The sequence below is a fragment of the Rhodococcus sp. IC4_135 genome, assembly GCF_011602025.1.
Taxonomy (GTDB): domain Bacteria; phylum Actinomycetota; class Actinomycetes; order Mycobacteriales; family Mycobacteriaceae; genus Rhodococcus_F; species Rhodococcus_F baikonurensis.
In genome coordinates this window covers 235,773-260,761 of sequence record NZ_JAAOLG010000007.1, presented here as the reverse complement: position 1 = coordinate 260,761, position 24,989 = coordinate 235,773, and the positions used below count along the sequence as shown (strand labels likewise).

General features: G+C 61.1%; 24 protein-coding genes. 12 read left to right on the top strand and 12 right to left on the bottom strand.

Annotation, left to right across the window (positions count from 1 at the left end):
• Positions 1 to 5 precede the first annotated feature (5 nt).
• The 4 genes from G8767_RS16020 to G8767_RS16005 all read right to left on the bottom strand — a co-directional run bounded on the left by G8767_RS16020 (position 6) and on the right by G8767_RS16005 (position 3,111).
• Complete coding sequence (locus G8767_RS16020; RefSeq protein WP_166810667.1) at positions 6 to 305, bottom strand: DUF2516 family protein; 300 nt, start codon at positions 303 to 305, stop codon at positions 6 to 8.
• A gap of 95 nt (positions 306 to 400) precedes the next feature.
• Positions 401 to 1,228, bottom strand: a complete 828-nt coding sequence (locus G8767_RS16015; protein WP_124567906.1) for a heparin-binding hemagglutinin — start codon at positions 1,226 to 1,228, stop codon at positions 401 to 403.
• A complete protein-coding gene (locus G8767_RS16010; RefSeq protein ID WP_003941483.1) occupies positions 1,221 to 1,727 on the bottom strand; it encodes a helix-turn-helix transcriptional regulator in 507 nt (168 codons plus the stop codon). The genes G8767_RS16015 and G8767_RS16010 overlap by 8 nt, the downstream gene beginning before the upstream one ends.
• A 103-nt stretch (positions 1,728 to 1,830) precedes the next feature.
• Positions 1,831 to 3,111: a DUF445 domain-containing protein gene (locus G8767_RS16005; protein ID WP_124567914.1), complete on the bottom strand. Its 1,281-nt coding sequence runs from the start codon at positions 3,109 to 3,111 to the stop codon at positions 1,831 to 1,833.
• 185 nt (positions 3,112 to 3,296) lie between these two features.
• On the opposite strand from G8767_RS16005, the gene G8767_RS16000 reads away from it, so the two are divergent.
• Positions 3,297 to 4,016: a TetR/AcrR family transcriptional regulator gene (locus G8767_RS16000; RefSeq protein ID WP_020906745.1), complete on the top strand. Its 720-nt coding sequence runs from the start codon at positions 3,297 to 3,299 to the stop codon at positions 4,014 to 4,016.
• A gap of 57 nt (positions 4,017 to 4,073) precedes the next feature.
• The gene (locus G8767_RS15995; protein ID WP_166810666.1) at positions 4,074 to 4,928 is read left to right on the top strand and encodes a polyphosphate kinase 2 family protein; all 855 of its coding nucleotides are present in this window, start codon (positions 4,074 to 4,076) and stop codon (positions 4,926 to 4,928) included.
• Positions 4,929 to 4,944: 16 nt separating this feature from the next.
• On the opposite strand, the gene G8767_RS15990 is transcribed toward G8767_RS15995, so the two are convergent.
• The gene (locus G8767_RS15990) at positions 4,945 to 5,166 is read right to left on the bottom strand and encodes a hypothetical protein (protein WP_020968904.1); all 222 of its coding nucleotides are present in this window, start codon (positions 5,164 to 5,166) and stop codon (positions 4,945 to 4,947) included.
• Positions 5,167 to 5,280: 114 nt separating this feature from the next.
• Here G8767_RS15990 and G8767_RS15985 point away from each other — a divergent pair, with 114 nt between their 5' ends.
• Positions 5,281 to 5,853 (top strand): DUF2231 domain-containing protein, encoded by a 573-nt coding sequence (locus G8767_RS15985; RefSeq protein ID WP_124567904.1) that lies wholly within the window; start codon positions 5,281 to 5,283, stop codon positions 5,851 to 5,853.
• Between the two features lie 22 nt (positions 5,854 to 5,875).
• Here G8767_RS15985 and G8767_RS15980 read toward each other — a convergent pair whose 3' ends face one another.
• Complete coding sequence (locus G8767_RS15980) at positions 5,876 to 6,289, bottom strand: DUF6292 family protein (RefSeq protein WP_003941464.1); 414 nt, start codon at positions 6,287 to 6,289, stop codon at positions 5,876 to 5,878.
• 120 nt (positions 6,290 to 6,409) lie between these two features.
• On the opposite strand from G8767_RS15980, the gene G8767_RS15975 reads away from it, so the two are divergent.
• A complete protein-coding gene (locus G8767_RS15975; RefSeq protein WP_095970490.1) occupies positions 6,410 to 7,678 on the top strand; it encodes a glycosyltransferase in 1,269 nt (422 codons plus the stop codon).
• Positions 7,679 to 7,746: 68 nt separating this feature from the next.
• Here G8767_RS15975 and G8767_RS36350 read toward each other — a convergent pair whose 3' ends face one another.
• Positions 7,747 to 8,190, bottom strand: coding sequence for an STAS domain-containing protein (locus G8767_RS36350; protein WP_256278388.1), 444 nt, complete (start codon positions 8,188 to 8,190; stop codon positions 7,747 to 7,749).
• 391 nt (positions 8,191 to 8,581) lie between these two features.
• On the opposite strand from G8767_RS36350, the gene G8767_RS15960 reads away from it, so the two are divergent.
• Positions 8,582 to 9,013 carry an ATP-binding protein gene (locus tag G8767_RS15960; RefSeq protein WP_003941553.1) on the top strand — a complete coding sequence of 144 codons (432 nt, stop codon included), beginning with the start codon at positions 8,582 to 8,584 and terminating at the stop codon, positions 9,011 to 9,013.
• On the top strand, positions 9,010 to 9,804 hold the full coding sequence (locus G8767_RS15955) for an RNA polymerase sigma factor SigF (protein WP_020906739.1): 795 nt from the start codon (positions 9,010 to 9,012) through the stop codon (positions 9,802 to 9,804). The genes G8767_RS15960 and G8767_RS15955 overlap by 4 nt, the downstream gene beginning before the upstream one ends.
• Positions 9,805 to 9,841: 37 nt before the next feature.
• Here G8767_RS15955 and G8767_RS15950 read toward each other — a convergent pair whose 3' ends face one another.
• The 4 genes from G8767_RS15950 to aceA form a co-directional block, all read right to left on the bottom strand.
• Positions 9,842 to 10,882 carry an NAD(P)-dependent alcohol dehydrogenase gene (locus G8767_RS15950; protein ID WP_019744429.1) on the bottom strand — a complete coding sequence of 347 codons (1,041 nt, stop codon included), beginning with the start codon at positions 10,880 to 10,882 and terminating at the stop codon, positions 9,842 to 9,844.
• Positions 10,883 to 10,954: 72 nt separating this feature from the next.
• Positions 10,955 to 13,261, bottom strand: a complete 2,307-nt coding sequence (metE, locus tag G8767_RS15945; RefSeq protein ID WP_166810665.1) for a 5-methyltetrahydropteroyltriglutamate--homocysteine S-methyltransferase — start codon at positions 13,259 to 13,261, stop codon at positions 10,955 to 10,957.
• Positions 13,262 to 13,353: 92 nt separating this feature from the next.
• Positions 13,354 to 14,250 (bottom strand): 3-hydroxybutyryl-CoA dehydrogenase, encoded by an 897-nt coding sequence (locus G8767_RS15940; protein WP_003941541.1) that lies wholly within the window; start codon positions 14,248 to 14,250, stop codon positions 13,354 to 13,356.
• A gap of 183 nt (positions 14,251 to 14,433) precedes the next feature.
• Entirely contained in the window at positions 14,434 to 15,723 is a 1,290-nt protein-coding gene (aceA, locus tag G8767_RS15935; RefSeq protein ID WP_003941533.1) for an isocitrate lyase, read from the bottom strand.
• A gap of 677 nt (positions 15,724 to 16,400) precedes the next feature.
• On the opposite strand from aceA, the gene G8767_RS15930 reads away from it, so the two are divergent.
• The 6 genes from G8767_RS15930 to ramB all read left to right on the top strand — a co-directional run bounded on the left by G8767_RS15930 (position 16,401) and on the right by ramB (position 23,945).
• Entirely contained in the window at positions 16,401 to 16,856 is a 456-nt protein-coding gene (locus G8767_RS15930) for a hypothetical protein (protein WP_235171624.1), read from the top strand.
• 60 nt (positions 16,857 to 16,916) lie between these two features.
• Positions 16,917 to 19,430 (top strand): AAA family ATPase, encoded by a 2,514-nt coding sequence (locus G8767_RS15925; protein ID WP_166810664.1) that lies wholly within the window; start codon positions 16,917 to 16,919, stop codon positions 19,428 to 19,430.
• Positions 19,427 to 20,770 carry a hypothetical protein gene (locus tag G8767_RS15920; protein WP_166810663.1) on the top strand — a complete coding sequence of 448 codons (1,344 nt, stop codon included), beginning with the start codon at positions 19,427 to 19,429 and terminating at the stop codon, positions 20,768 to 20,770. The genes G8767_RS15925 and G8767_RS15920 overlap by 4 nt, the downstream gene beginning before the upstream one ends.
• 9 nt (positions 20,771 to 20,779) lie before the next feature.
• Positions 20,780 to 21,067 (top strand): FmdB family zinc ribbon protein, encoded by a 288-nt coding sequence (locus tag G8767_RS15915; RefSeq protein WP_124567903.1) that lies wholly within the window; start codon positions 20,780 to 20,782, stop codon positions 21,065 to 21,067.
• 81 nt (positions 21,068 to 21,148) lie between these two features.
• Complete coding sequence (fmdA, locus tag G8767_RS15910) at positions 21,149 to 22,408, top strand: formamidase (RefSeq protein ID WP_070384579.1); 1,260 nt, start codon at positions 21,149 to 21,151, stop codon at positions 22,406 to 22,408.
• 124 nt (positions 22,409 to 22,532) lie between these two features.
• Positions 22,533 to 23,945, top strand: a complete 1,413-nt coding sequence (ramB, locus tag G8767_RS15905) for an acetate metabolism transcriptional regulator RamB (protein ID WP_019744436.1) — start codon at positions 22,533 to 22,535, stop codon at positions 23,943 to 23,945.
• A gap of 5 nt (positions 23,946 to 23,950) precedes the next feature.
• On the opposite strand, the gene G8767_RS15900 is transcribed toward ramB, so the two are convergent.
• Positions 23,951 to 24,973 carry an alpha/beta hydrolase gene (locus G8767_RS15900; RefSeq protein ID WP_166810662.1) on the bottom strand — a complete coding sequence of 341 codons (1,023 nt, stop codon included), beginning with the start codon at positions 24,971 to 24,973 and terminating at the stop codon, positions 23,951 to 23,953.
• Positions 24,974 to 24,989: the final 16 nt, after the last annotated feature.

Below are 24,989 nucleotides of genomic sequence, written 5' to 3'. Positions count from 1 at the left end.
CGGTACTACCAGCGAGAACCGCCGTGCTGGATGTCGTCAACGCGGGGGCGGACGTCGACGAGATACACGCACACCGCAACCACCGCGATCAGTCCCGGTATGTCGACCGGGAGGAAATAGAGCAGTGCCAATCCTGAGGCAATCAGGATTCCGAGCCAGATAGGTTTCGTCAACTTGTTGACTGCGGTGAATGCGTCCGGCCGTTGCCTGACGACGTGCACGATTGCAAACACTGCTCCAGCCAGCGCAACAAGTTGCAGACCACGGAATATCAGTTCGACTATGCCATCCACAGCTACGACCACAACTACATCCTAAGTTCTCATCCGGTTCCCGACGAACACGAAGGCTCCCACACTCGGCTGAGCGCGGGAGCCTTCGTCAGGTGGAGCTGGGCAAATCAGGCCTTCTTAGCCGGAGCAGCCTTCTTGGCCGGAGCAGCAGCGGTGGCCTTGGCCGGAGCAGCCTTCGCGGGAGCAGCCTTGGCCGGAGCAGCCTTCTTGGCTGCGGTGGTTGCGCGCTCCTGCACGTCGGAGGCAGCAGCGGTCACGCGAGCGGCAGCTTCCTTGGAAGCCTCGTCGGCCTGGTCACCGAGGTCGAGAACCTTCAGTGCAGCCTCGTCGCCTGCGTCGGCGATCTTCTCGCCGGCGTCAGCGATCTTCTCGCCGACCTCTTCTGCGGTGTCGGAGATGCGTCCGGCGGCGCGGCCGGCCAGCTTGGCAGCCTGCTCGCCCACGGCACGAGTCTGACGAGCAACGGTTCCGAGTGCGTCTTCGGTCAGCTCGACGGCGTCGCCGAGTGCCGACTCCGCAGCAGCGATGCCTTCTTCGACTGCGGGCTGCTTGCGGATGCGCTCGACTGCGTCTTCGCCGCGCTCTGCGAGGGAGTTGTACAGATCGCCGGCAACCTTGAGGTATGCCTCGGCGACCTTGCGGAGCTCCTCGGGTGAGAACTTCTCGCGCAGCTCGGCAAGCTCTTCGGGCAGCTCGGACGGCAGGCCGGCGAGACGCTCGCGCAGTGCCTCGACGCTTTCGGCAACGTCACCCTGAACGGAAGCGAGCTTCTCGCGGGCACCGTCGACACGGCCGTTGACGTCGCCCTGCGTGTTCTCGGCGCGCTCACGAACCTGAGCAACGACGTCGGCTACGGCCTGGACAACCAGGTCGCCTGCGCCGACGGCGGCGTAGAGCGAGGTCTTGACGCTGTCGATGGCGTTCTTGTCAGTCATCTTGTTCTCCTAGTGAAGTCTCGGTGTCTGGAATTGCGGCCGATTCGGCGAAATCGGGCGCTGCGGCTGGTCTCGACGACTCGTTCTCGCGACAGAACGAGTCGTAGATTTCGAGCAGTACTTGCTTCTGCCGTTCGTTGATGGCCGTCTCGGCCAACACCGCGTCCCTGATGGGACTGTGCGGGCGTTGTTCGAGATATCCCGCTTGGACGTACAGGACTTCCGATGAGACTCGAAGGCCCTTGGCAATTTGCGCCAGTACGTCTGCCGACGGTTTGCGCAATCCGCGTTCGATCTGACTCAGATACGGATTGCTGACGCCGGCGAGTTGAGCGAGTTGGCGCATCGAAACTTGGGCGGCTTCCCGCTGTGCACGAATGAACCCCCCGATGTCGTGTGCCGCAGAGCTGACGACGCGAGCTGCCAAGTCGCTTGCTCCGGCTGCGGCACCGGATGATTCACGATCTCCGTCATCGGAGTTCGTCGACTTCGCTGGCATTGCGTCCTCCCTTTCCAGTGGACATTTCCCAGGATAGGAGAGGGTGCTAACTATTGCAAGCACTACTGCTAGCACTCGTGGTGGACGTCACATACCGGACAGCTCAGCCGAAGACGAGCGTCGAAATCGTGTAGATCAGCAGCCCGGCAATCGAGCCGACAACGGTGCCGTTGATACGGATGAACTGAAGATCTCGACCGACCTGCAGCTCGATCTTCTGGCTCGCTTCGTCGGCATCCCATCGCTCGACCGTGTCACTGATGACCCCGGTGATCTCGTCGGTGTAGTTCTCCGCGATGTACTTGGTGCCCTGCACCAGCCAGCCGTCGACCTTCTCACGCATCGACTCGTCGTCACGCAACCTGATTCCGAAGCCGGCCACGTTCTCGGCGACCTTGGTCCGCAGGGTGCTGTTCGGATCGTCGACCGACTCCATGATGAGGCGCTTGGCGACCTGCCACGTCGACGACGCCAGGCCAGTCACTTCCTCGCGCCCCATGATCTCGGCCTTGATCCCCTCGGCCTTCTTGATGGTCTCCGGATCGTTCTGAAGATCATCGGCGAAGTCGATCAGGAAGCGATTGGCGGCGAGGCGCACCTCGTGCTCGGGATTGGAACGGACCTTCCAGGTGAACTCGACGAGTTCCTTGTAGATCTTCTCCCCCAGCATCGCGTCGACGAACTTCGGCGACCACGCCGGCGAATCGCGCACGATCACACGGTCGATCGTCTCCTGGCTGCCCAGAGCCCACTGATGCGCCCGCTCGGCCAGAAGCTCGATGATCGGAAGTTGCTTGTTGTCCTTGAGAAGCTCACCGAGCACTCGGCCGATCGGCGGTCCCCACATGGGCTCGGCCAACCGCTTCACGATCGTGTTGTCGATGATCTGGGCGATGTCCTCGTCGCGAAGAACCTCGACCATGCCGCGCAAGACCGTCGACGTCTCGGCGGCGACGCGAGCGGCATTGGCAGGTTCGGCCATCCACGTACCGAGGCGGAGCGGAATCTGCGCCTGCTGCACCTTGGCCGACACAACTTCGGGAGCCAGGAAGTTCTGGCCGACGAACGAACTCAGACTGGCGCCGAGTTGGTCCTTCTTTCGCTTGATGATGGCGGTATGCGGGATGGGGAGTCCCATCGGATGACGGAAGAGCGCGGTGACGGCAAACCAGTCGGCCAGGGCGCCGACCATGCCGGCCTCGGACGCGGCGCGGACGTAGCCGACCCACTCTCCGGCACCGCGGGATTCCTGCCACCGACAGAAGATGTAGACCACCGTCGCGAAGCCCAGAAGGCCAGTGGCGAAGACCTTCATCTTGCGAAGGTCCCGACGCTTGGCGGCGTCGTCGAAGGCGGAGAGGCTCAGTTGCTGCACCCTCGCCATTGTGCCGAAAGGTGTGACTCGGCGTAGCGCGAGTGACACGATGTCTGATTCCGCAGGACCTAATCCCCCGAACTGCCGATGTGAGTGCCCGAGATAAAGGCACGGACATTAAGCTGGACCGGAAAGTAGACCGATCGGACGTGGCTCGCACCACAGATATGAGATGACTCGTGGCCAAGAATGCCGTGCAGGACAACGAGCAGGTAGACGGCCCAGTCGTTGCTGATGCGAAGCCCGAGAAATCCGACGGTCGCAAGCGTCGGTGGCGCGAACACAAAATCGCTCGCCGCGAGGAACTCGTCGACGGCACCATCGCCGCTATTCGGGCGCGCGGCCGCGAGATCGGCATGGACGAGATCGCGTCCGAGATCGGTGTCTCCAAGACCGTGCTCTACCGGTACTTCGCCGACAAGAGCGACCTCACCACCGCCACGATGATGCGGTACGTCGAAACCATCCTGTCGCCGCGTATCTACGAAGCGATCAGCGGCGATCTCGACGATTTCGAACTCACCCAGGCCAGCATCACCGCGTACGTCGAGACGGTGGCATCCGACCCGGACATCTATCTCTACGTCATGGCCAACGGCGCAGGCGCCAACCGCGACGTCGTTGCCGATTCCGAGCGCATGATCGCCGAATTGCTTTCCACGGTGCTGGGCAATCGTCTTCGCGAGATGGAGATGGATTCCGGCGGTTCCCTGCCGTGGGCGTTCGGGATCGTCGGCGGAATTCAGCTTGCGACGCACTGGTGGATCTCCAACAAGTCGATGTCCGCAGAATCGTTGATCGACTACCTCACGATGATGACGTGGGGCGGCATCACCGGCATCGCGGCGGTCAACGGATCACCGGCCAAGTTCAAATCGGTACCGCATCCGCTCGTCAAGCCCGCCGAGGACTGACTCGCCCGAGACCGAACTTTCGAGCCACAGGGGTCGATCCTGTGGCACTCTTTCGGCATGGCACAAGACTCGCTGTGGGAAACACCGGCCGCCAAGACTCTGCGGGCAGAGCCCGGGTTCGAACTCGATCAACTCGATCGCAACAGCACTCCGGGATTCACCGGAAACAAAGCTGACGGCGAGCGTCTGCTCGAGGAGCGCGGCGCGGTTCTGTCCGACCTGCAGGAGTTGCTGTACGCCAACGGCAGGTCCGGAGACAGCCGTTCGATCCTGCTGGTCCTGCAAGGCATGGACACCGCCGGCAAGGGCGGCATGGTCCGACACGTGATCGGTCACGTGGATCCTTCGGGAGTTCAGCACGCGGCATTCGGCGTGCCGACCGAAGAGGAAAAGCAACACCACTACCTCTGGCGGATCAAGAAGGAACTCCCCCGCGGCGGCTATCTCGGCGTGTTCGATCGCTCCCACTACGAGGACGTCCTGGTCGTGCGCGTCCACGATCTTGTCCCCGAGGATGTCTGGAGCAAGCGCTACGACGAGATCAACCAGTTCGAGAAAGAACTCGTCGACGCCGGAACCACCATCGTCAAGGTGGCGATGTTCGTCTCGCTCGACGAGCAGAAGAAGCGACTCGAAGAGCGTCTCGACCGCCCGGACAAGTACTGGAAGTACAACCCCGGTGACGTGACAGAGCGCGGATTGTGGCCGGCTTACCAGCAGGCATATCAGGCGATGCTCGACAAGACGTCGACCGAACATGCTCCATGGTACGTCGTGCCGTGTGATCGGAAGTGGTACAGCCGAATTGCGGTCACGGAGCTACTGATCGACGCTCTGGAAAAGCTCGATCTCGACTGGCCGCCTGCCAACTTCGACATCGAGGCGGAGAAGGCGCGACTCACACAGTCCTGATCAGAAGCAGTCCTGATCAGAACAGGTGTGGGGATTCGCGGTGCACTTTGTGGTCGTGATGAACGGTGCTGGTGTACAGGGCAACCGCCAGTCCGATGGACGCGACACCGGCGAGCCCGGCAATCAACGCCCAACCACCGTGCCCTGAACCGGCGGCCACGAGAAAGCTGCCGAGACAGACAACTGTGGCCAGCACCAGGAAATACGACGCCCACGCTGCAAAGAGATTGAGCTTCATCTTTCGCTCCTCCGGTCGGATCTCTTTCGTTTCGACCGTACGCCGGAGCATGACGGTCGACAAGACACTCCCGTCGCGAGGTTTCCCGACGTCTACGCCGGGTAGCCGAATTACATGGACATCGGAACTCTTTACCGCGGAATCGAATCCGCTCGCGGACTGGACGGTCCGTCCACTGGCCTTCGGCGCAGAATCCTCGAGATCACCGAGAGATCCGACAGATCGCGCACTGTCGCAGCGCTTCTGCGCGGCGCCGCCGTCGGGCATCCCCTCCACCCCGCTCTCGTGGCCGTTCCGGCAGGCGCATGGACAGCTTCGCTGATCTTCGACACCGTGCTCCGCGATCCGAAGACCGCACGACGATTGATCGGCCTCGGATTGATCTCGACGCCGCCGGTTCTGCTGACCGGCTGGCTGGACTGGTCCGAACGCGGCGACGTCGCCCGTCGTGTGGGCCTGGTGCACGCAGCGTCGAATGCCGTGGGCATCTGGTCGTTTGCCGCGTCATACCGGCTACGCGGAAAGGACTCGCTCGCACTGGCACGTGTTTTCTCGGTGCTGGGACTCGCTGCGGTCGGTGTCGGTGGTGCGCTCGGCGGTCACATCGTCTTCAAACTGATGGACGATCCGGCCGTCGAGGCTGCAGCAACTCCCGTTCTCGATCCCATCCTGGACGTGGTCAACTGAGCGGACAAGGACTGAATACTGTTCAGGCGTAAGCACTTCCGGAGTAGCTTCGCAGTTCTCGCGCAGTCTCGTCCGAATCCGCCAGGGGTCTGTTCATGACCCAGTGCGGGCTGCGGGTGCCCAGCGTCGCGGCAAAGTCGGCGACGGCGTCCGGGGTCGGCACAGCGTGTTCGCCCAGATATCCGAGAACGATGAGGTCTTCCCCTGAACGAGTCTCCACGGCCAGGGCCCAACCGCATGTCTCCTCCCAGAGCAACGCCACCTCACGCCCTGGAAAACGCGGCACAGTTCGGTCCAACGCGATGTAGGCCTCCAGAGGGTGCTCGCGCCTGCAACACCACTGCTCGATGCCGGCCCCAACGCCGACCGCCACCCGTTGTACGTACCGCTCGAACCCGAGTCCGACGGTTGCGTCGACCAGCATTTGTTCTGTCATCGAACCTCACTCCTCGCCATCGTGTTTGGAATGTGCCCACCGCTGACCACGTCGAAACCCGGTTCAGATCACGGACTCCGGGTATCCCCAGACGAACCGATCAAGTGGAGAGGGGACCCGATGAAGTACTCGCCCGCTATGGCTCCCGGACGAATGCTGAAGATCTCCATGGTGTCGGTGAACGCCGATCCACTCGCACCGGTGGGCTGCTCGGCAGCCGGTGCACAGAACCTGCACGTCGACGAACTGTCCGCGGCCCTGGTGCGAGCCGGACACGACGTCACCGTCTTCACCAGACGGGCACACGTCGGAGGGCCGGACCGCGTTCGCGCCCGCGCCGGGTACTCCGTCGACTACCTCGAGGCCGGCCCGACGCAGGCGCTCCCGGACGCCGACATCCTCCCCCACCTGGGAACCTTCGCCAGCATTCTGCGCGCTCAGTGGAGTACCGACCGGCCCGATGTAGTGCACTCGCACTTCTGGATGTCAGGTGTGGCAACGGAACTCGCGACGCGCTCGCTCGGCATCCCCGTACTGCAGACTTTCCATTCCCTCGGATCTGCGGCGCATCGCCATCTCGGCGCAGCCGATGACAGCCCCTCGGAACGGACTCACCTGGAACCGTTGATCGCCAGGGGCGCAACCCATGTCATCGCGACGAGTTCCGACGAAATCTTCGATCTGGTCCGGCAAGGCTCACCGCGATCGCGGACAACGATGGTGCCGTCGGGTGTCGACACCGACGCGTTCACCCCGGAGGGCCCCGCCGCGAAGAAGAACGCACCGCACCGATTGATCTGCGTCGGAAGGCTGGTGGAGCAGAAGGGCTTCGATGTTGCCGTCGCCGCGCTGGCTTCGCTGCCGGATACGGAGTTGGTGGTGATCGGCGGGCCACCCGTCGCACAACTGAGCACCGACGAGGTGGCGATCCGCTTGGTCAAGCTCGCCGAGCGTCTCGGCGTCGCCGATCGAGTCCAATTATTGGGACGGGTGCCGCACCGCCAATTACCCAAACTGATGCGATCGGCCGACGCCCTCGTGTGCACCCCCAGATACGAACCGTTCGGAATCGCGGCTCTGGAAGCGATGGCATGTGGCGTTCCGGTTGTCGCGACTCCTGTTGGCGGACTGCGGGATACCGTGATCGACGGACTCACGGGGCGCCGGGTCCCGGTCAACAATCCGGTGGAAACCGCGCGTGCAGTCCGTCATCTTCTCGACGACGAGGACGAAGGTGCAGCGTTTGCACGGCAGAGCCGGGCTCGCGCCTGCGAATCGTATTCGTGGGATCACGTCGCCACCGAAGTGGTCCGCACCTACGGCCGTTGCGTCACAGCACCGCCGAGAGCCCGCCAGCACAAGGGCACTCACCGAAGTGAAGTGCACTGACACTGACGGGCTCTACGAAACCGAATTCACGAAGCTGATTTCACGAAACTGTGGGTGAAACCGCGGGTTCAAGCCGGGAAACGTCGAGTCTCTTCCAGGCCGATCGCGTGATCCAAAGACTCGTAGCAGGCAAACATCGACTCCTGACCAGCTGCTTTGAGCAGCCTTTGCACCGGGCGGGCGCAGACGAGCGCCAGTGTGCCGCCAACGTCGCGCGATCGCGTCGACAGGACCGACAGCACGGACAAGCCGCATGTCCCCATGAATTCGAGTTCGGAGAGATCGACCACCAGCGTCCGGTCCGCGGCCACGTGGTACGTCAAGAAGTCACGAAAAGCATTGGCGCTCATCAGATCGATCTCGCCACGAACTTGGATCACAGCGGTGTGTGCACTGATGCGGTGCGCGTGAAACGATGCGGTCGCTGTCCCGGTCGCGGGAGGTCCGTAATCTACCGATCCCTTCGCCGCGTTCGTAAAGCCTGAAATTGATGATCCTGGAACAACAGTCATGGTTCTCCCATCCCGCAACGGTTTACACTCTGCAAAAGAGAAGGGACCTCCGAAGGAGACGCACGATGAACGGGTCTCCAGAAATACGGATAAATCCCTCATCGGCTGTGTGCTCAACCTCGGTTTGAAACAGTACGCCAGCATGACGGACGTCACAAGTGCGTTGCGACCATTCGTTTCGGTGTTCCGAACAAAAATGTGGTTTGGTCTGCGGTTCCGCGAGGTAATCCGATGTTGCGATCGCCAACGGTCGTGAGCAGAACTGTGTCGTTTACCCCGGCACCACCATCGACGAAATTTCGTGTTCGGGGGTCACTGTGAAGGTCGGGATGGGTATCGTTCTCGGCACCAGACTTCACGGGGACCCCTGGTACGACGATCCGGAGAACTTATGGCACACCTCAGCGCACTCGAGCCCGATCAAGATCAGACTCAGCCCGTCGTGGAGTTGAGGATTCAAGCGACTCTCGATCAGCTGTCGATTTTGCGTGCACTGGCCGCCACCGTTGCCATTCAGGAAAACTTCGACCTCGACGCCATCGCCGACATCAAACTGGCCATGGACGAAATCTGTACGCATCTGATCGTTCGTGCTGCGCCTGATTCGGTTCTGGTGTGTCGGTTCGTCTTCACTCCCCCGCAATTGCACGTGTCCGTGTCGACGACCACCACGGAGTACGAGGACAGCAGTCAGCGTTCGTTCGGGTGGCACATCCTCACCGAACTCACCGATTCGATTTCGCTCGATCAGGAAGAGAACCTCGGCGGCGTCGGCTACATCACGACCATGAAGTTCACCAAGGCCCTCAGCGGGCGCCTGTGACCGCTTCCGCAGACGGCCCGTCACGCCCGCGTCGGCGGTCCACCGACGAATATCGGGACGTCATACCAGTTTTCGAGGAAATGCGGACCCTCGAGCCACACAGCCCCGAGTACGAACGAGTGCGCACCGCACTCATCACCAGGTGCCTACCGTTGGCCGAACACATCGCCAGACGATTCGACGGGCGCGGCGAGGCGCACGACGATCTGGTTCAAGTGGCGCGGCTCGGTCTGGTCAATGCCGTCGACCGTTTCGATTCCACCCGCGGATCCGATTTCGTCTCGTTCGCGGTGCCCACCGTGATGGGCGAGGTTCGACGACACTTCCGCGACACCGGTTGGGCATTGCGGGTTCCGCGTCGGATGAAGGAATTGCACTTCCAACTCGGGCAAGCCATCAGCGAGCTGTCACAACAACTCGGTCACGCGCCGACCGTCGACGAATTGGCCGAGACCTTGGGGATCGAACGCGAAGAAGTTGCCCAGGCGCTGATCGCCGGCAACGCGTACCAGACCGTCTCGGTCGACGGCGCCGCGTCCAATCACACCGACGATCTGCCGCTGGTGGAAACACTCGGTGACTACGACGCAGCTCTCGAGAACGTCGAGAATCACGAAGCTTTGCGTCCGCTTCTCGACAAGCTCCCCGAACGAGAGCGGACGGTGTTGATGCTCAGATTCTTCGGAAATCTGACGCAAACACAGATTGCCGAGAAAGTCGGTGTGTCCCAGATGCACGTGTCGAGGTTGCTCGCGAAGACACTGAGTAATCTTCGCGAGCAACTCGACTGAGCTCCGCGAACAATTCGACTGAGCAGGACCGAGCGGGTCAGATTGTTGCGGTGTCGATCACGAATCGGTAGCGAACGTCGCTCTTGATCACGCGCTCGTAAGCGTCGTTGATGTCGCTCGCCGGGATCAGTTCGATTTCTGCACCGATACCGTGCTCGGCGCAGAAGTCGAGCATCTCCTGTGTCTGCGGAATACCGCCCACCATGGAGCCGGCGAGGCTACGACGGTTTGCGGCGAGGGAGAATGCGCGAACTTCGATCGGCTTCTCCGGCAGGCCCAGTTCGACGAGCGTGCCGTTGATGGCGAGCAAGGACATGTAGGCGTCGATGTCGAGATTGACCGAGACCGTGTTGAGGATCAGGTCGAACTCTCCTCGAAGTGCCTTGAACGTCTCGCGGTCGTTGGTCGCGTAGTAGTGGTCGGCACCGAGACGAAGCCCGTCTTCCTTCTTGCCGAGTGTCTGGCTCAGGACGGTGACTTCCGCGCCGAGTGCCTTGGCGATCTTCACGCCGACGTGACCGAGGCCGCCGAAACCGATGATGGCGACCTTCTTGCCGGGTCCGGCGTTCCAGTGCCGCAACGGTGAGTACAAGGTGATGCCTGCGCACAGCAGCGGCGCGGCGACGTCGAGCTCGATGCCTTCGGGGATCGAGAGAACGAAGTGCTCGGTGACGACGATGTGCGTCGAGTAGCCACCCTGAGTGCGTTCGCCGTCGCGTCCGGTGGCGTTGTACGTACCGGTCACACCCTTGCGGCAGTACTGCTCTTCGCCGGCCAGGCAGGCGTCGCACTCCCCACACGAGTCGACGAAGCAGCCGACGCCGACGCGGTCGCCGACCTTGTGCTTGGTGACGTCCGAACCCACGGCGGCGACGACGCCGGCGATTTCGTGTCCGGGAACGATCGGGTACTTGGCTCCGCCCCACTCGTTGCGAGCGGTGTGGATGTCGGAATGGCAGATGCCGGCAAATTTGATGTCGATGAGAATGTCCAGTGGACCGAGCTCGCGGCGTTCGACGGTGGTCTTCTCGAGGGGACCGTCAGCGGACGTCGCGGCATAAGCAGCAGCAGTAACCATGCACACATGCCTACCCGTGCATGGAGGGACCTGCAAATCGCAGGCCCCTCCATGACTTGTTCTTTACGCGACTTACCCGGCGTCGCGCTCGGCTTGCTCGGCCCGACGACGCAGGCGCCTCGCGGCCGCGACCATGTTGCGCAGCGAAGGCTCGAGCTGCCAGGGATGGCGGGTTTTGAGGCCGCCGTCCGGGTTGGCCCACAAACGATCGAGTGAGATCGATTCGCTTGCCTCGGTGAGCAATTCGTCGAGTTCGTCGATGTCGGGGATCCGAGCCGAACGAGATTCGTAGACACCGGGGCCGACGCCGTGTGTGAGCGCGCCTTCCTTGAGTGCTTCGAGAACCCACGTGATGGAGCGGGTCGCGACGATAGCCGTCACATCGGCGTCCAACCGTTCGATGGCGTCGACCACCGACGACCGAGCGGAGTACGTCAGATGTGTGTGGATCTGTGTTTCCGGCTTCGCTCCACCTGTTGCCAGACGGAACGCGTCGACGGCCCACTCCAGGTAGGCCTCCCGGCCGTCCTCACGCAGTGGCAGCAGTTCACGAATTGCCGGCTCGTCCACCTGGATGATGGCGATTCCGGCGGCTTCGAGATCCGCGATTTCGTCTCGAATGACAAGTGCCAGTTGCTCTGCCGTTTCGTAGAGCGGCTGATCCTGACGAACGAACGAACGAGCAATCATGGTGACCGGACCCGTCAGCATGCCCTTGACCGGCTTGTCGGTCAGCGACTGCGCGTACGCGATCCACTCGACCGTCATCGGCTTCGGACGTGCGATGTCGCCGTAGAGAATCGGCGGACGCGTGCAACGAGATCCGTAGGCCTGAACCCAACCGTTGTGCGTGAAGGCATAGCCCTCGAGCAGTTCGGCGAAGTACTGGACCATGTCGTTGCGCTCGTGCTCGCCGTGCACGAAAACATCGAGACCGATGTCCTCTTGCAGACGGATTGTGCGCTCGATCTCTTCCTGGATGCGCTTGTAGTAGTCGTCCCACTCCAAACGGCCCTGGCCGAGCTCGTAACGAGCCTGGCGAATCGCGTCGGTCTGCGGGAACGAACCCAGTGTCTGGGCCGGAACCAAAGGCAGGTTCAACCGTTCCTGCTGAGCTTTACGACGCTCCTCGTACGGTGCGCGCACACGATCTTCGGGCTTGATCGCATTGACCCGAGCACGGACAGCGTGCTTGAGCTTGAAGTGCACCTTCGTCGGACGCTTACGCCACTTGTCCGAAGGACCTTCGGTGAGCGCCTTCGCCAGTGAGACGACCTCGCCGACCTTCTGCTTCGCAAAAGCCAGACGGTCTGCAACGTCTCCCGGAATGTCGTACTCGGAGAGCACGTCGTACGGCACATGTAGCAGCGACGACGACGTGGAGACGACGAGGTCGGGTACAACGTCCTTGAGTTCGTTCAGGTACGTCAAGGTGTTGAACCGGTCCACGCGCCAGACGTTGCGACCGTCGACGACGCCCGCGTAGATGCGCTTGCGCTTGATGTTCGGCACCGCGGCCAGTTCCTCGGCCGTGATCTTGCCGTGCACCAAGTCCAGACCGAAGGCCTCGATCTTGGTGGGCGCCAAGATATTGAGGGCTTCGCCGAACTTGCCGTACGGACCGGTCACCAACAGACGCGGGCGCAGTGGGGCCGTCGACAGCTTCTCGTATGCACGCCCCAGAGCGGCGAGCTCCTCGGCGGTGCGGTCCTCGGTCACCGAAGGCTCGTCCAACTGAACACAGGTGGCACCGGCCTTGGCGAGCTGCTCGAAGAGCTTCTCGTACTCGGGCAGAAGCGAGTCCAACAGGTCGAGTGGGGTGAAGTTCGGATCGGACTTCTCGGTGGCCGGCCCGACCTTCGAGAGCAGGAGCAGCGAAACCGGTCCCATGATGACGGGGCGCAATTCGATGCCGCGCGCCTTCGCGCGATCGAACTCGTCGAGAAGTGCCTCCGAGTTGAGCGAGAACACGGTGTTCGCGTCGATCTCGGGCTGACGGTAGTAGTAGTTCGTGCCGAAGAAGCGCACCAGCTCGAGAGGCGGGAAGTCCGGACGACCGCGTGCCATCGTGAAGTAGAAATCGAGCGGCTCGAGGGCGCCCTCGAGCGGCTTGAACCGCTCCGGCACGGCGCCGAAGAGCAGCGCGTTGTCGAGCACGTGATCGTAGAAGGAGAAAGTGTTGCCCGGAACCTGGCTCAATCCCGTCGCAGCCAATTCACTCCAGGTCGATTCCTGGAGTTCCTTGGCGACCGCGAGAAGTGCGTCCTTGTCCGAAGTGCCGTGCCAGTAGGACTCGAGGGCGCGCTTGAGCTCACGGCGCGGCCCGATGCGCGGATACCCCAGGACGCTGGAGCCGAATGCTGCAGTGCTGCTGGACATGCGGTCGACCTTTCTAACCGAGGGGCGCGAGCGCCCTGTGCGCGCTTATGGAGTCTCTACACTCCACAAACGCGCACAGGGGGCTGTGGGCCTTAGCTTGCCTGCTTGGTGGAGCGACCGTTGTCGGCGTATTCGTAGAAGCCCGCGCCGGACTTCTTGCCGGTCAATCCGGCTTCGACCATACGCAGGAGCAGCGGCGGAGCGGAGTACAGCGGCTCCTTGAACTCTTCGTACATTGAGTCGGCGATGGACTTGACGGTGTCGAGTCCGACCAGGTCGGTCAGAGCCAGCGGGCCCATGGGGTGCGCGAGGCCGAGAACGGTTGCCTTGTCGATGTCTTCCTTGGTCGCGAATCCCGACTCGACCATGCGGATCGCCGAGAGCAGGTACGGCACCAGGAGTGCATTGACGACGAAGCCGGAGCGGTCGGCACTGCGGACGACCTGCTTGCCGAGGATGTCGCTGGCGAAAGCCTCGGCGCGCTGCGAGACGGAGGCACTGGTCTTGAGCGTCGTCACCAATTCGACGAGCGGCAGAACCGGAACCGGGTTGAAGAAGTGCATACCGATGACTCGCTCGGGACGCTTGGTCGAGATGCCGAGCTTCATGATCGGGATCGACGACGTGTTGGACGCGAGAACCGCATCCGGGTCCGTCACGACCGCGTCGAGCTCGGCGAAGATTTCGCTCTTGATCTTCTCGTCTTCGACGACGGCCTCCACGACGAGCTGGCGGTCCGCGAAATCTCCCAGATCGGAGGTGAAACGCAGACGCCATGCGGCCTGCTCACGCTCACGTTCTGTGATCTTTCCGCTGCTCACGCCGCGGTCGAGCGAACGCAGGATGCGTGAACGCCCGGCTGCTGCAAGCTCGCGAGTCTGCTCGAAGACCAGAACATCGACATGTGCGCGGGCGCACACCTCGGCGATTCCGGCACCCATGATTCCGGCGCCGATAACGCCGACGCGCTGAATTTTTTCGCTGGTCACGTCAGCTCCTTGTTTGTCTCGTGGAGTTTGTCTGGTGAAGGTGTTGCAAGAGAAGCACTTCGAACTGCGTCGACGCTGGTGGCCGACGCAATCGGAACTGCCCTGAAGACGAATGAAGTAGTGCGGTGATACAAGCAGGGGAGAGACCCGAAGCCGAGCCTCTCCCCCACCCGAAGTCAGTTCTTAGTGGAACTGTCCCTCTTCGGTGGAGCCCTTGAGAGCTGCCGTCGAGGTGTTGGGGTCAACGGTAGTGGCGATGGTGTCGAAGTAGCCAGCGCCAACCTCACGCTGGTGCTTGATGGCGGTGAAGCCACGCTCTTCGGCAGCCTTGAACTCGCGCTCCTGCAGGTCGACGAATGCCGTCATGCCTTCGCGGGCGTAGCCGTAGGCCAGGTCGAACATGCCGTAGTTGAGCGAGTGGAAGCCGGCCAGCGTGATGAACTGGAACTTGAAGCCCATTGCGCCGAGCTCCTTCTGGAACTTCGCGATGGTCGCGTCGTCCAGGTGCGCCTTCCAGTTGAAGGAAGGGGAGCAGTTGTAGGCCAGGAGCTGGTCCGGGAATTCGCTGCGAACGGACTCGGCGAACTTCTTTGCAACCTCGAGATCCGGCACGCCGGTCTCCATCCAGATGAGGTCTGCGTACGGTGCGTAAGCCTTGGCGCGAGCGATGCAGGGCTCGATGCCGTTCTTGACGCCGTAGAAGCCTTCAGCCGTGCGGGTTCCGTCGAGGAACGGGCGGTCACGCTCGTCCACGTCGGAGGTGATGAGGGTTGCAGCCTCAGCGTCGGTGCGGGCGATGATGACGGACGGAACGTCCGCAACGTCGGAAGCCAGGCGAGCCGAGGTCAGGGTACGGATGTGCTGCTGCGTGGGGATGAGCACCTTGCCGCCGAGGTGGCCGCACTTCTTCTCCGAAGCGAGCTGATCCTCCCAGTGGACACCGGCAGCGCCGGCGCCGATCATGGCCTTCTGGAGCTCGTAAGCGTTGAGAGCGCCACCGAAGCCTGCTTCGGCGTCGGCAACGATCGGAGCGAGCCAGTTGCTGACGGAGGTGTCACCCTCGGTCTTGGCGATCTCGTCGGCGCGCAGCAGTGCGTTGTTGATGCGACGAACGACGGTCGGAACCGAGTTGGCCGGGTAGAGGCTCTGGTCCGGGTACGTGTGGCCCGAGAGGTTAGCGTCGCCGGCAACCTGCCAACCGGAGAGGTAGATGGCCTTCAGGCCGGCGCGAACCTGCTGCACAGCCATGTTGCCGGTAAGTGCACCGAGGGAGTTGATGTAGTCCTCGTTGTTCACGAGATCCCACAGGATCTCGGATCCGCGACGAGCGAGGGTCTGCTCCTCGACGACGGTGCCCTGGAGCTTGACGACCTGATCGGCCGTGTAGTTACGAGTAACGCCCTTCCAGCGAGGGTTGGTGTCCCAATCCTGCTGGAGCTCAGCTGCGGTCTTCGGGGTGCCGGTGGTCGACATCAAGACTCCATCTCTTTGATCTGCTGGTCCGGCCTGTTGTGAGCAGTACGTGCGTACTACTTCACATACTTGCCAGGCCCTTCTTGTGTACTTACCGAGAATGGCACATCGAAAAAGTGCCGTCTACCTGTTGCTAATGCCAATCTTCGCTACCTTTTCAACCCACTTTGCTAAGTCTGTGAAGATTCCTACACCATCGACACTGCCCAATCGGACAGGTTCCGTACTCGCGAGTAGCAAAGAAACCGCAGGCTGTGAACGAAATGCACACAACTCCGCCGCTTGCGAATTCCGGCAGTTCACGCGGCACTCGGAACAGGCCCGTCCGCTACTTCGGAGCCAACTTCACTACCTGCAAGTGACCGCAATCACTCCGCGTCACCAGCCCTCACTCGGACAATTCCGGGAACTACCCCTCGGAAAGCCACAGACAACCCGTTCGCCAGCCATATGCTGTCGAACCATGACTTGTCGTTCGACGCCCTCGACACCACCGACCGGGCGATAAAGCTGTGTCGAACAACTACCAGCAGCCATCGAACAACCAGGCATGGTCGCAATCCGGTCCGCAACCGCCGCAGTTGGGATATCGAGCCGCCCCACAGTCCTATCCCCCACCGCAAGGGTTCCCACCAGGCCCACCGCGTGGGAACCCTCCGCCACGGCGACCCGGCTGGGTGATTCCGCTAGCTGTCATCGGCGTCGTCACAGTGTTGGTGCTCTTCGGCGGGCTTGCATGGGTTCTCTGGCCGAAGGACGTTCCCAGCTCTGCCGCCGGTGGCGCCGCCCACACCACCGCCGCCACGAACACACCCGGCACCACGACAACCGCTCCCAGCACGACATCCCCGACGACCACACACGCCGCGAACTTCCCGGCAGGTGCGTCCGCCTGCCCCGGTGGGCAGGCGGCCGGAAGTTACAAGGAGTCCGCGACCAGTGGTGGCAAAACTTCGTGCGAGTTCGCCGAGGCAGTTCGGATGGCCTACGGAAACTCCGGTGCCGCGGGTACATCCAGGACCGTGTCCGCACGTAGTCCGGTGACCGGCAAGGAGTACACGATGGCGTGCAAGGCGGCCTCCGGCATCGTCACCTGCACCGGCGGTGACAACGCGGTTGTGTACTTGCGCTGACTGCCCGCTACCAAGAAGGTTCTGAATCCACAAATACACCTCGAACAGGAGTCCAACTTCATGCCCTCAATCGAAGAAGCCGTCGCGAGCAAATATCACGTGCGCGAACCTGATTTGGCACAGCAGCAAGAACAGCAGCATCGGGATTTCTTGAGCCAGTTCCCCCGAAGTCGTTGGCGTGAATTGACACTCGACGACTACGCACTGGGGACCGAATCAAGCACCGATGGATACTCTTACGCTCTCGAGTGGGGAACAACAGTCCTGGGCAGCATCAAAGGCGGCAGCGCGCTGAAACATGTCATCTACTTCAAACGAAAGACGTCGGAGTGGCACTTTCCCGCCGACTTCGATGACATCGGAGGTGCGTGGGATGCGCTTCATGCTTCGTTTCTTGAGATGTTGGACATGGCTGATCACGGCCGATGGAATGACATCGGACAAATCCCAACCCTGAATCGCGCGAAGACAGTTCGGCTGAAAACACTTTTCCTGTACTTTCCCGACCAAGTACTGCCCGTCTACAGCCATAACCACCTCAGCTATTTCGCCCGCGAACTCGGAATCGAAGGCGACACAGACCCTCTGGTCGTGAATCGAAGAATTCTCGCCGAACTTCGGACGATCGAGGGGTTGGAGTCCGCAGATACCAGAGATCTCGGACAGTTCCTCTACGCATGGGCAACACCTCCGGGATGGATTGCCGCCCGGTATTGGAAGATCGCTCCTGGTCACAACGCTGACAGGTGGGCCGAATGCCTTGAAGGTGGTTACATCTGTGTGGGCTGGGATGAGATCGGCGATCTATCGCTATTCGACTCGGTCGAGGATTTCCGTCACGCGTTCGCCGAAACCTACTCCGATCGCTACAACGGCAACAAATCGAAACTGACGTTGAAGGCCAGAGAACTTTACCAACTGACCGAAATACGTGCGGGAGACAAGATCGTCGCCAACAATGGTGTTAGCGAAGTGCTGGCGATTGGAACCGTATTGGATTCAACCTACCAATGGCAACCCAACCGCCCGGACTATCGACACACGATTGCTGTCGATTGGGATGAGTCGCTCGCTACAAGGCTTGATCCTCCTGAACGATCATGGGGCACAGTCACGATCAAGTCGGTCACCCCCAAGTTGCAGTCGCGGATCCTGAACCCGGTCGCCCACGATCTGTCGGACAAGGAGGTCGAAGTCCTCCCGATCGATCCTGCTCAGGAGGCCTTGTACCGAACATGGATGTCAGTACTCGAACGCAAGAAACAGATCATCTTCTACGGGCCGCCCGGCACGGGAAAAACCCGTGCGGCGAAAGGGTTTTCCCAATGGATTCTCAACCAGCAGTTTGCGTCGCCCGACGCAGATACAGATGACTGGATGGAAGCCACTTATGACACCAGCAAGGCTTGGTGGGTCACAGCGAATCCCGAACGCTACTCTTGGAAGAGCATGTTCGACGAGGGTTGGGTCGACTTTTCACGCGGAGAGAAGAAAAAACATTTCAGTCAGATCGATACCGGAGATGTCGTGGTCTGCTATGAGGCCGCACCGACTCAGCGAATAGTCGCACTGGCTCGAGTAGTCTCAGTCAACGACGACCTCGACGATCCAAATCCTCTGATGCTCAAGCCAATTCGAAGACTCCCACGCGGACCGCATTGGAAGACCATCAAGTCGGACTCCGTCCTGGCAGATTCTGAACCGGTTCAAATCAGCGCCTCTGGTACCCTATTTGCACTCGAACCTGGGCAGTTCCGCCGTATCCTCGAACTTTCCGGCGTCATCGATGAATACCTCGGCCAACCCGCCGACGACATCGCGCCATATTTGACTCAGGTTACTTTCCACGCGTCCTACTCGTACGAAGAGTTCATCGAGGGATACCGCCCAGTCGAAACAAGTGGAGGTCTGGCACTCGGACTACGCGACGGTATCGTCAAACGAATTGCTTCGACCGCGGTCGCGGAACCGGACGGCGTGTACGTCCTGCTGATCGATGAGATCAATCGCGCAAACATACCACGCGTCTTCGGAGAACTCATGACGGTAATCGAGGCGGACAAGCGCGGAAACCCGGTCAAACTGCCGGCGAGTGGCGATCTGCTTCGCATACCGAAGAACTTGCACTTGATAGGAACAATGAATACCGCGGATCGCAGTATTCGTAACCTGGACAGCGCCCTGCGACGGAGGTTCGGGTTCATCGAATTGCTGCCCGATGTAAGCGTTCTCGAAGGGGCGGTCATCGACGGACTGGAACTCGATTTCTTTCTGTCGGAGATGAATACACGAATAGTCAACAGCGTCGGTCGCGAACATCAAATAGGGCAGTCGTACTTCTTGCTCGACAGTGAACCAATCACCACCGCGGCACAATTCGCAGAAATCATGAGAATGGAAATAATTCCCCTCCTGCAAGAGATCGTATTCGACGACTACTCCAAGCTCGCCGAGTACCTTGGCCCCGAGATCGTTGATGCAGCGAACCAAAGTTTGATTTCGATTGAGGACGACGTCATTTTGATCTCTGCACTTATCAAGGCATACCGCGTCGAGTTTGGTGACCATCGGTGACAGCCGTCGAACTCCGGGAATTTCAGACGGAAATCGTGTCGGCACCCGCTCCGCCTCCCCATATAAGAGAGGCCATCTCCCGCGACTTGGCGGGTCGTATCGATCTGCAGTGGCTCACCGATGATCTCCTACGGATCACAGCGACGTCGTGGGTCGGAGTTGCACGACTACCCAGAGGCCCAAGCATCCGTGTCCGGCCAAAATTGGCCGGTTCCGACCTGAACGTCATCACGATGATCGGTGCAACCGGAGATATCCGGATCGACGATATGCCCACAATTCACCAACATGTCGACACGACGACCGGTGACAGCGCTGTCGAACTAATATGTCAGTTATTGGTATCCGCTGCGCACGATGTGATGAAGCGGGGAGTAGTCCGGGACTATCGCGCTGCGGGAGATGACTTAGCCGTGATGCGGGGACGACTCGACCTGAACCGACAAGTCTCGAGACATTTCTTGCGCGTCGATCGATTGGCGTGCCGCTACGAAGAATTCGACTACGACACCACTGAAAACCGGATTGTAACGACCGCACTCCGCATCGTGGGACAGCTGACTTCAAACGCGAATCTCCGTCGGCGTGCGTCGATTCTGTTCGAAACCTTCAACGCGATGGCACCCACCCCCTTTACGTATACGCCTTCGATCAGGAACTCGATGACATACCACCGCGGAAATGAACACTATCGGAGTGCTCACGTGTGGGCTCTGGCCTTGTTCGACAGCATCTCGATCAACAAGCCATTCGATGATGCTGGTGACCGCGCAACGGCGTTCATGATCGACATGAACCAACTGTTCGAGAAGTTTGTTGGATGGCTACTTGGTCAGATGATTACCGATCAGATCACGCAGATTCGTGCTCAACGTGTCAATCGATCGGTTTTGTACAGTGGCGACCGACCGTGGGGCACAATTCGGCCCGACTACGTAGTCACCCGGAACGGAATGCGCAGTGCGATCGATGCCAAGTACAAACTGTACGACCGAAAATCTCCGAGCGCGGCCGACGTCTATCAATTACTGATTTACTCGCAGGCCTATCGCGGAACCGAAGGTCGCCCCCACTCCATCCTGATCTATCCATCGGAAGACCGCGTCAGTGATTTCCGGGTGGACCTGAAACCCGAAGGCTCGATATTGGGCTCGGTATCCACAGTCGGTATCCCACTCGCTGAACTTGTGCAGGCTGTTCGATCTGGATTCCCACTTGCTTCAACCACGACCGCGTCCGCGCTGCGGCGCCTACTTGGTCTCGATCCAGATATCGGCGTTCATCGAATTGAAGAACACGGCACCGGACAAAGACATGCGGGTACGGCGATGCTCCGATAGCGTGACCGCATGCCTCTGTACGAGTTTCGCTGTACCGGCTGCGGCCCGCTCGAGCGGTCGTTCGCGATGGCCGAAGTGCCCCAGTCGATTACTTGCCCCCAGTGCAGTCTCGAGTCCAAGCGGGTGGTCTCGTCTCCCCGGTTGAGTCACGCGTCGTCGGCCGCGATGGGTCTACTGGACAGCACTGCCCGATCAGCGCACGAGCCTGCCGTGGTCAGTGGGTCACTACCGGGCCGCGGCCAGCGATCTGCCCCGACGACGTCCAATCCGTTGCACCGCAAGCTACCTCGCCCCTGAGCGAAATCTTAGCGAGCCCCGATCCGACACGAAAGTCCTGCCGCCACGAGTTTTCCGTTTCGTCGAGAATGAGGAGTGCATATGCCTGAACTGCTGTTTCCACTCGATTCCGCCAAGAAATTCACCGACCAGGAAATCGTCGGCCACAATCGGTGGCACCCGGACATCCCCGCGGCGGTGACGGTGAAACCCGGCGACTCGTTTCGTGTCCATTGCCGCGAATGGTTCGACGGCGCCATCCACAACGACGACTCGGCTGACGACATTCTCAATGCACCGCTGACGACTGTCCACACGCTGTCCGGCCCCTTTGCCGTCGAAGGCGCAAAGCCCGGCGACCTCTTGATCGTCGATATCTTGGACATCGGGCCTATCCCCCAAGAGGATTCGGGTCCGTTGGCCGGTCAAGGCTGGGGTTACACCGGCATCTTCCCACGGAACAACGGCGGCGGCTTCCTCACCGAACAGTTCCCCGACGCGTACAAGGCCGTCTGGGACTTCTCCGGGCAAACGGCGACGTCGCGCCACATTCCGCACGTCTCGTTCACGGGCATCGTCCACCCAGGACTCATGGGCACGGCCCCGTCGGCAGCGTTGCTCGCCAAGTGGAATGCCCGCGAGGGAGCCCTCATTGCCACCGATCCCAATCGGGTTCCCCCGCTTGCACTTCCGCCCGAGCCCCGTGATGCAGTACTGGGTACCTTGACCGGCGACGAGTACACACGCGTGGCCGGCGAGGCGGCCCGCACCGCTCCCCCGCGCGAGAACGGCGGAAACCAGGACATCAAGAACCTCACCAAGGGCAGCCGAATCTTCTATCCGGTATTCGTGGACGGTGCGAATCTGTCGGTCGGCGATCTTCACTTCTCCCAGGGCGACGGTGAGATCACATTCTGCGGCGCCATCGAAATGGGCGGCTTCATCGATCTTCGTGTGGACATCATCAAAGGCGGCATGGATACCTACGGCGTTTCCGAGAACGCCATCTTCATGCCGGGAAACACGGATCCGCAGTATTCCGAGTGGCTTGCGTTCTCGGGCACTTCCGTCACGCTCGACGGCGAGCAGAAGTACCTGGATTCACATCTGTCGTACCAGCGTGCGTGCCTGCATGCGATCGAGTACCTGACCAAGTTCGGGTACGCGCCCGAGCAGGCGTACCTGCTGCTGGGTGCGGCGCCGATCGAGGGCCGTCTGTCGGGCGTCGTGGATATCCCGAACTCGTGTTCGACGGTGTATCTCCCGACTGCGATCTTCGACTTCCCCCTCGCTCCGTCTTCGAGCGGACCGTTCCAGATCGATCCCGGAATCGGCGCCCCGCGTTCGGAGAACAAGGTTTAGGCCTCCGGCCCGTGAGTGGTTAAGGAGTGCCAGGACTCCTTAACCACTCACGGGGGCGGAGCCCCTGTGCGAAGTCTGCGAACCCACCTTTGCGAAGCCGGACCGTCACTCGTATCCTGGGGAAATGTCGAAAACCTTTGTCGGTGTCCGGCTCCGCCAACTGCGGACCGAGCGCGGGTTGAGCCAGGCTTCGCTGGCCAAGACGCTGGAGATCTCGGCAAGCTATCTCAATCAGATCGAGCACGACGTACGGCCACTCACAGTGCCGGTCCTCCTGCGAATCAGTGAAGTGTTCGGAGTCGACACCACCTTCTTCTCCCCGCAGGACGACACACGTTTGATCGCAGAAATGCGCGAGGTCGCTCTCGATCAGGAGATGGGCATCGACGCCGACGCCCACGAAATCGCGGAGATGGTCTCCACCCACCCCGGCCTCGCCAAGGCGATGGTGAACATGCATCGCCGCTTCCGCAACACGACGGCGCAGCTCGCCGCAGCGACGGAGGACCGATTCTCGGACGGCAGCGGCAGCGGTTCGATCACCATGCCGCACGAGGAAGTGCGCGACTACTTCTATCAGCGGCAGAACTACATTCACGATCTCGACACCGCGGCCGAAGAACTCACTGCCCGGATGCGCTTTCACCGCGGCGACGTCGCCGGCGAGATCGCCAGACGCCTCGAGACCGTCCACGGCGTGCAGATCGTTCGACGAGTCGACCTGGGCGAGAACATACTTCATCGATACGACCCGGACACCAGAGTCCTGGAAATCTCCGCGAGGCTCTCCGGCGGGCAACAGGTCTTCAAGTTTGCGACCGAACTCGCCTACCTCGAGCACGGCGACCTGCTCGACTCGTTGGTGGCCGAGGGCAACTTCACCAGCGAAGCGTCGGTCTCCCTGGCGCGACTTGGATTGGCCAACTACTTCGCGGCGGCCACCGTGCTCCCCTACAGCCAGTTCCACGACGTCGCCGAGGACTTCCGGTACGACATCGAGCGCATGTCCGCCTTCTATTCCGCGAGCTACGAGACGATCTGCCACCGCCTCTCGACCCTGCAACGCCCCAAACTTCGCGGGGTTCCGTTCATGTTCGTACGTGTCGACCGTGCCGGAAACATGTCGAAGCGTCAGTCCGCCACCGGCTTCCACTTCTCCACCAGCGGGGGCACGTGCCCGCTGTGGAACGTCTACGAGACGTTCTCCTATCCGGGCAAGATCATGCCCCAGATCGCACAGATGCCCGACGGCCGCCGATACCTCTGGGTTGCGCGCACGGTCGAACGTCGAGCGGCTCGATACGGACAGCCCGCAAAGATCTTCGCCATCGGATTGGGATGCGAGATTCGACACGCGCACCGACTCGTCTACAGCGACGGTCTGGATCTGGACGAGTCGAATCCGGGAACGCCGATCGGCTCGGGCTGCCGCGTCTGCGAACGCCTCAACTGTCCGCAGCGTGCCTTCCCTCCGTTGGGCAAGGACCTCGACATCAGCGAGCACCGGAGTTCGATTTCGCCTTACGTGATTCGCTGAGCGCGCTACCGCACGTGGTTGCGAAGGAACGCGACTGTGCGATCGAACGCGATCATCCCGTCCACGGTATCGAGGTCGAACTGATATTCGTGGTCCAGCGCAGGCTCGTGATCGTCGGGGTAGAACAGTGCGTCGACTTCGACGCCGAGATCGGCGAGCCGTTGCGCCATGGGTTTCGACTGACTGGCGGTCAGCGGGTCGATGTTTCCGCCGGTGATGAACGTCGCGGGAAAGGTCGAGGTCACATGCCCCAGTGTCGACATCTGACCCACTGCAGTCGACCCGTCGAAGTCCCTCGTTCCGAGGTATCCCCACAACGATTGCTTGTCGACGCCCCAACCGAGGTACTTCCCCTGTGACAGCAGCGGTTTCAGATCGAACACCCCGCAGTCGAGGACGACTCCACGTATCTGTTCGGGGCGTAGTGCCGGTTCAATCCCCATCTGCGACGCGTAGTCAGGGCTGGTCATGACGGTAGCCAACTGACTGGACAATTGCGCGCCTGCCGAATCTCCCGCAAGGAAGAGATTGTTCGAATCGACATGCAGCCTGTCCGAATTGCTCGAGAGATATCGATACGCGTCGTTCAGCTGATTCACGGCGGTGGGGTAATACGCATTCGGCCCCAGTGAGTAGTCCACCGAAACTACGGTGAACCCTTGATCTGCCAGCAGTTTGTAGTAACCGGACGCATCGGTTCGCGAACCTGAAATCCAGCCACCGCCGTGTACCCAGATCACCGTCGGCAGCGGTGAAGTGGACTCCGACGGGTAGTACACGTCGAGTTGCGCATCGTCGTCGCCGTCGCGATACGACTGTTCGAGGACCGAGACGATTCCTGATGGCGCGTGCCTGTCGAGTTGTGCGTGAGTCGCTTCGGAGCCACCCGCCGACATCCACCGTACGAGGAGAACTCCTGGCCACGGACTGACGAGTGCCGCGGTTACCCCGGACAGCAGAATGACGACGAATACCGCAGCGATTCCGACAATGCGCCTTCGCCGTCTGTCGGGGGAAGACGCGCGCACAACAACTCCTGGGGTC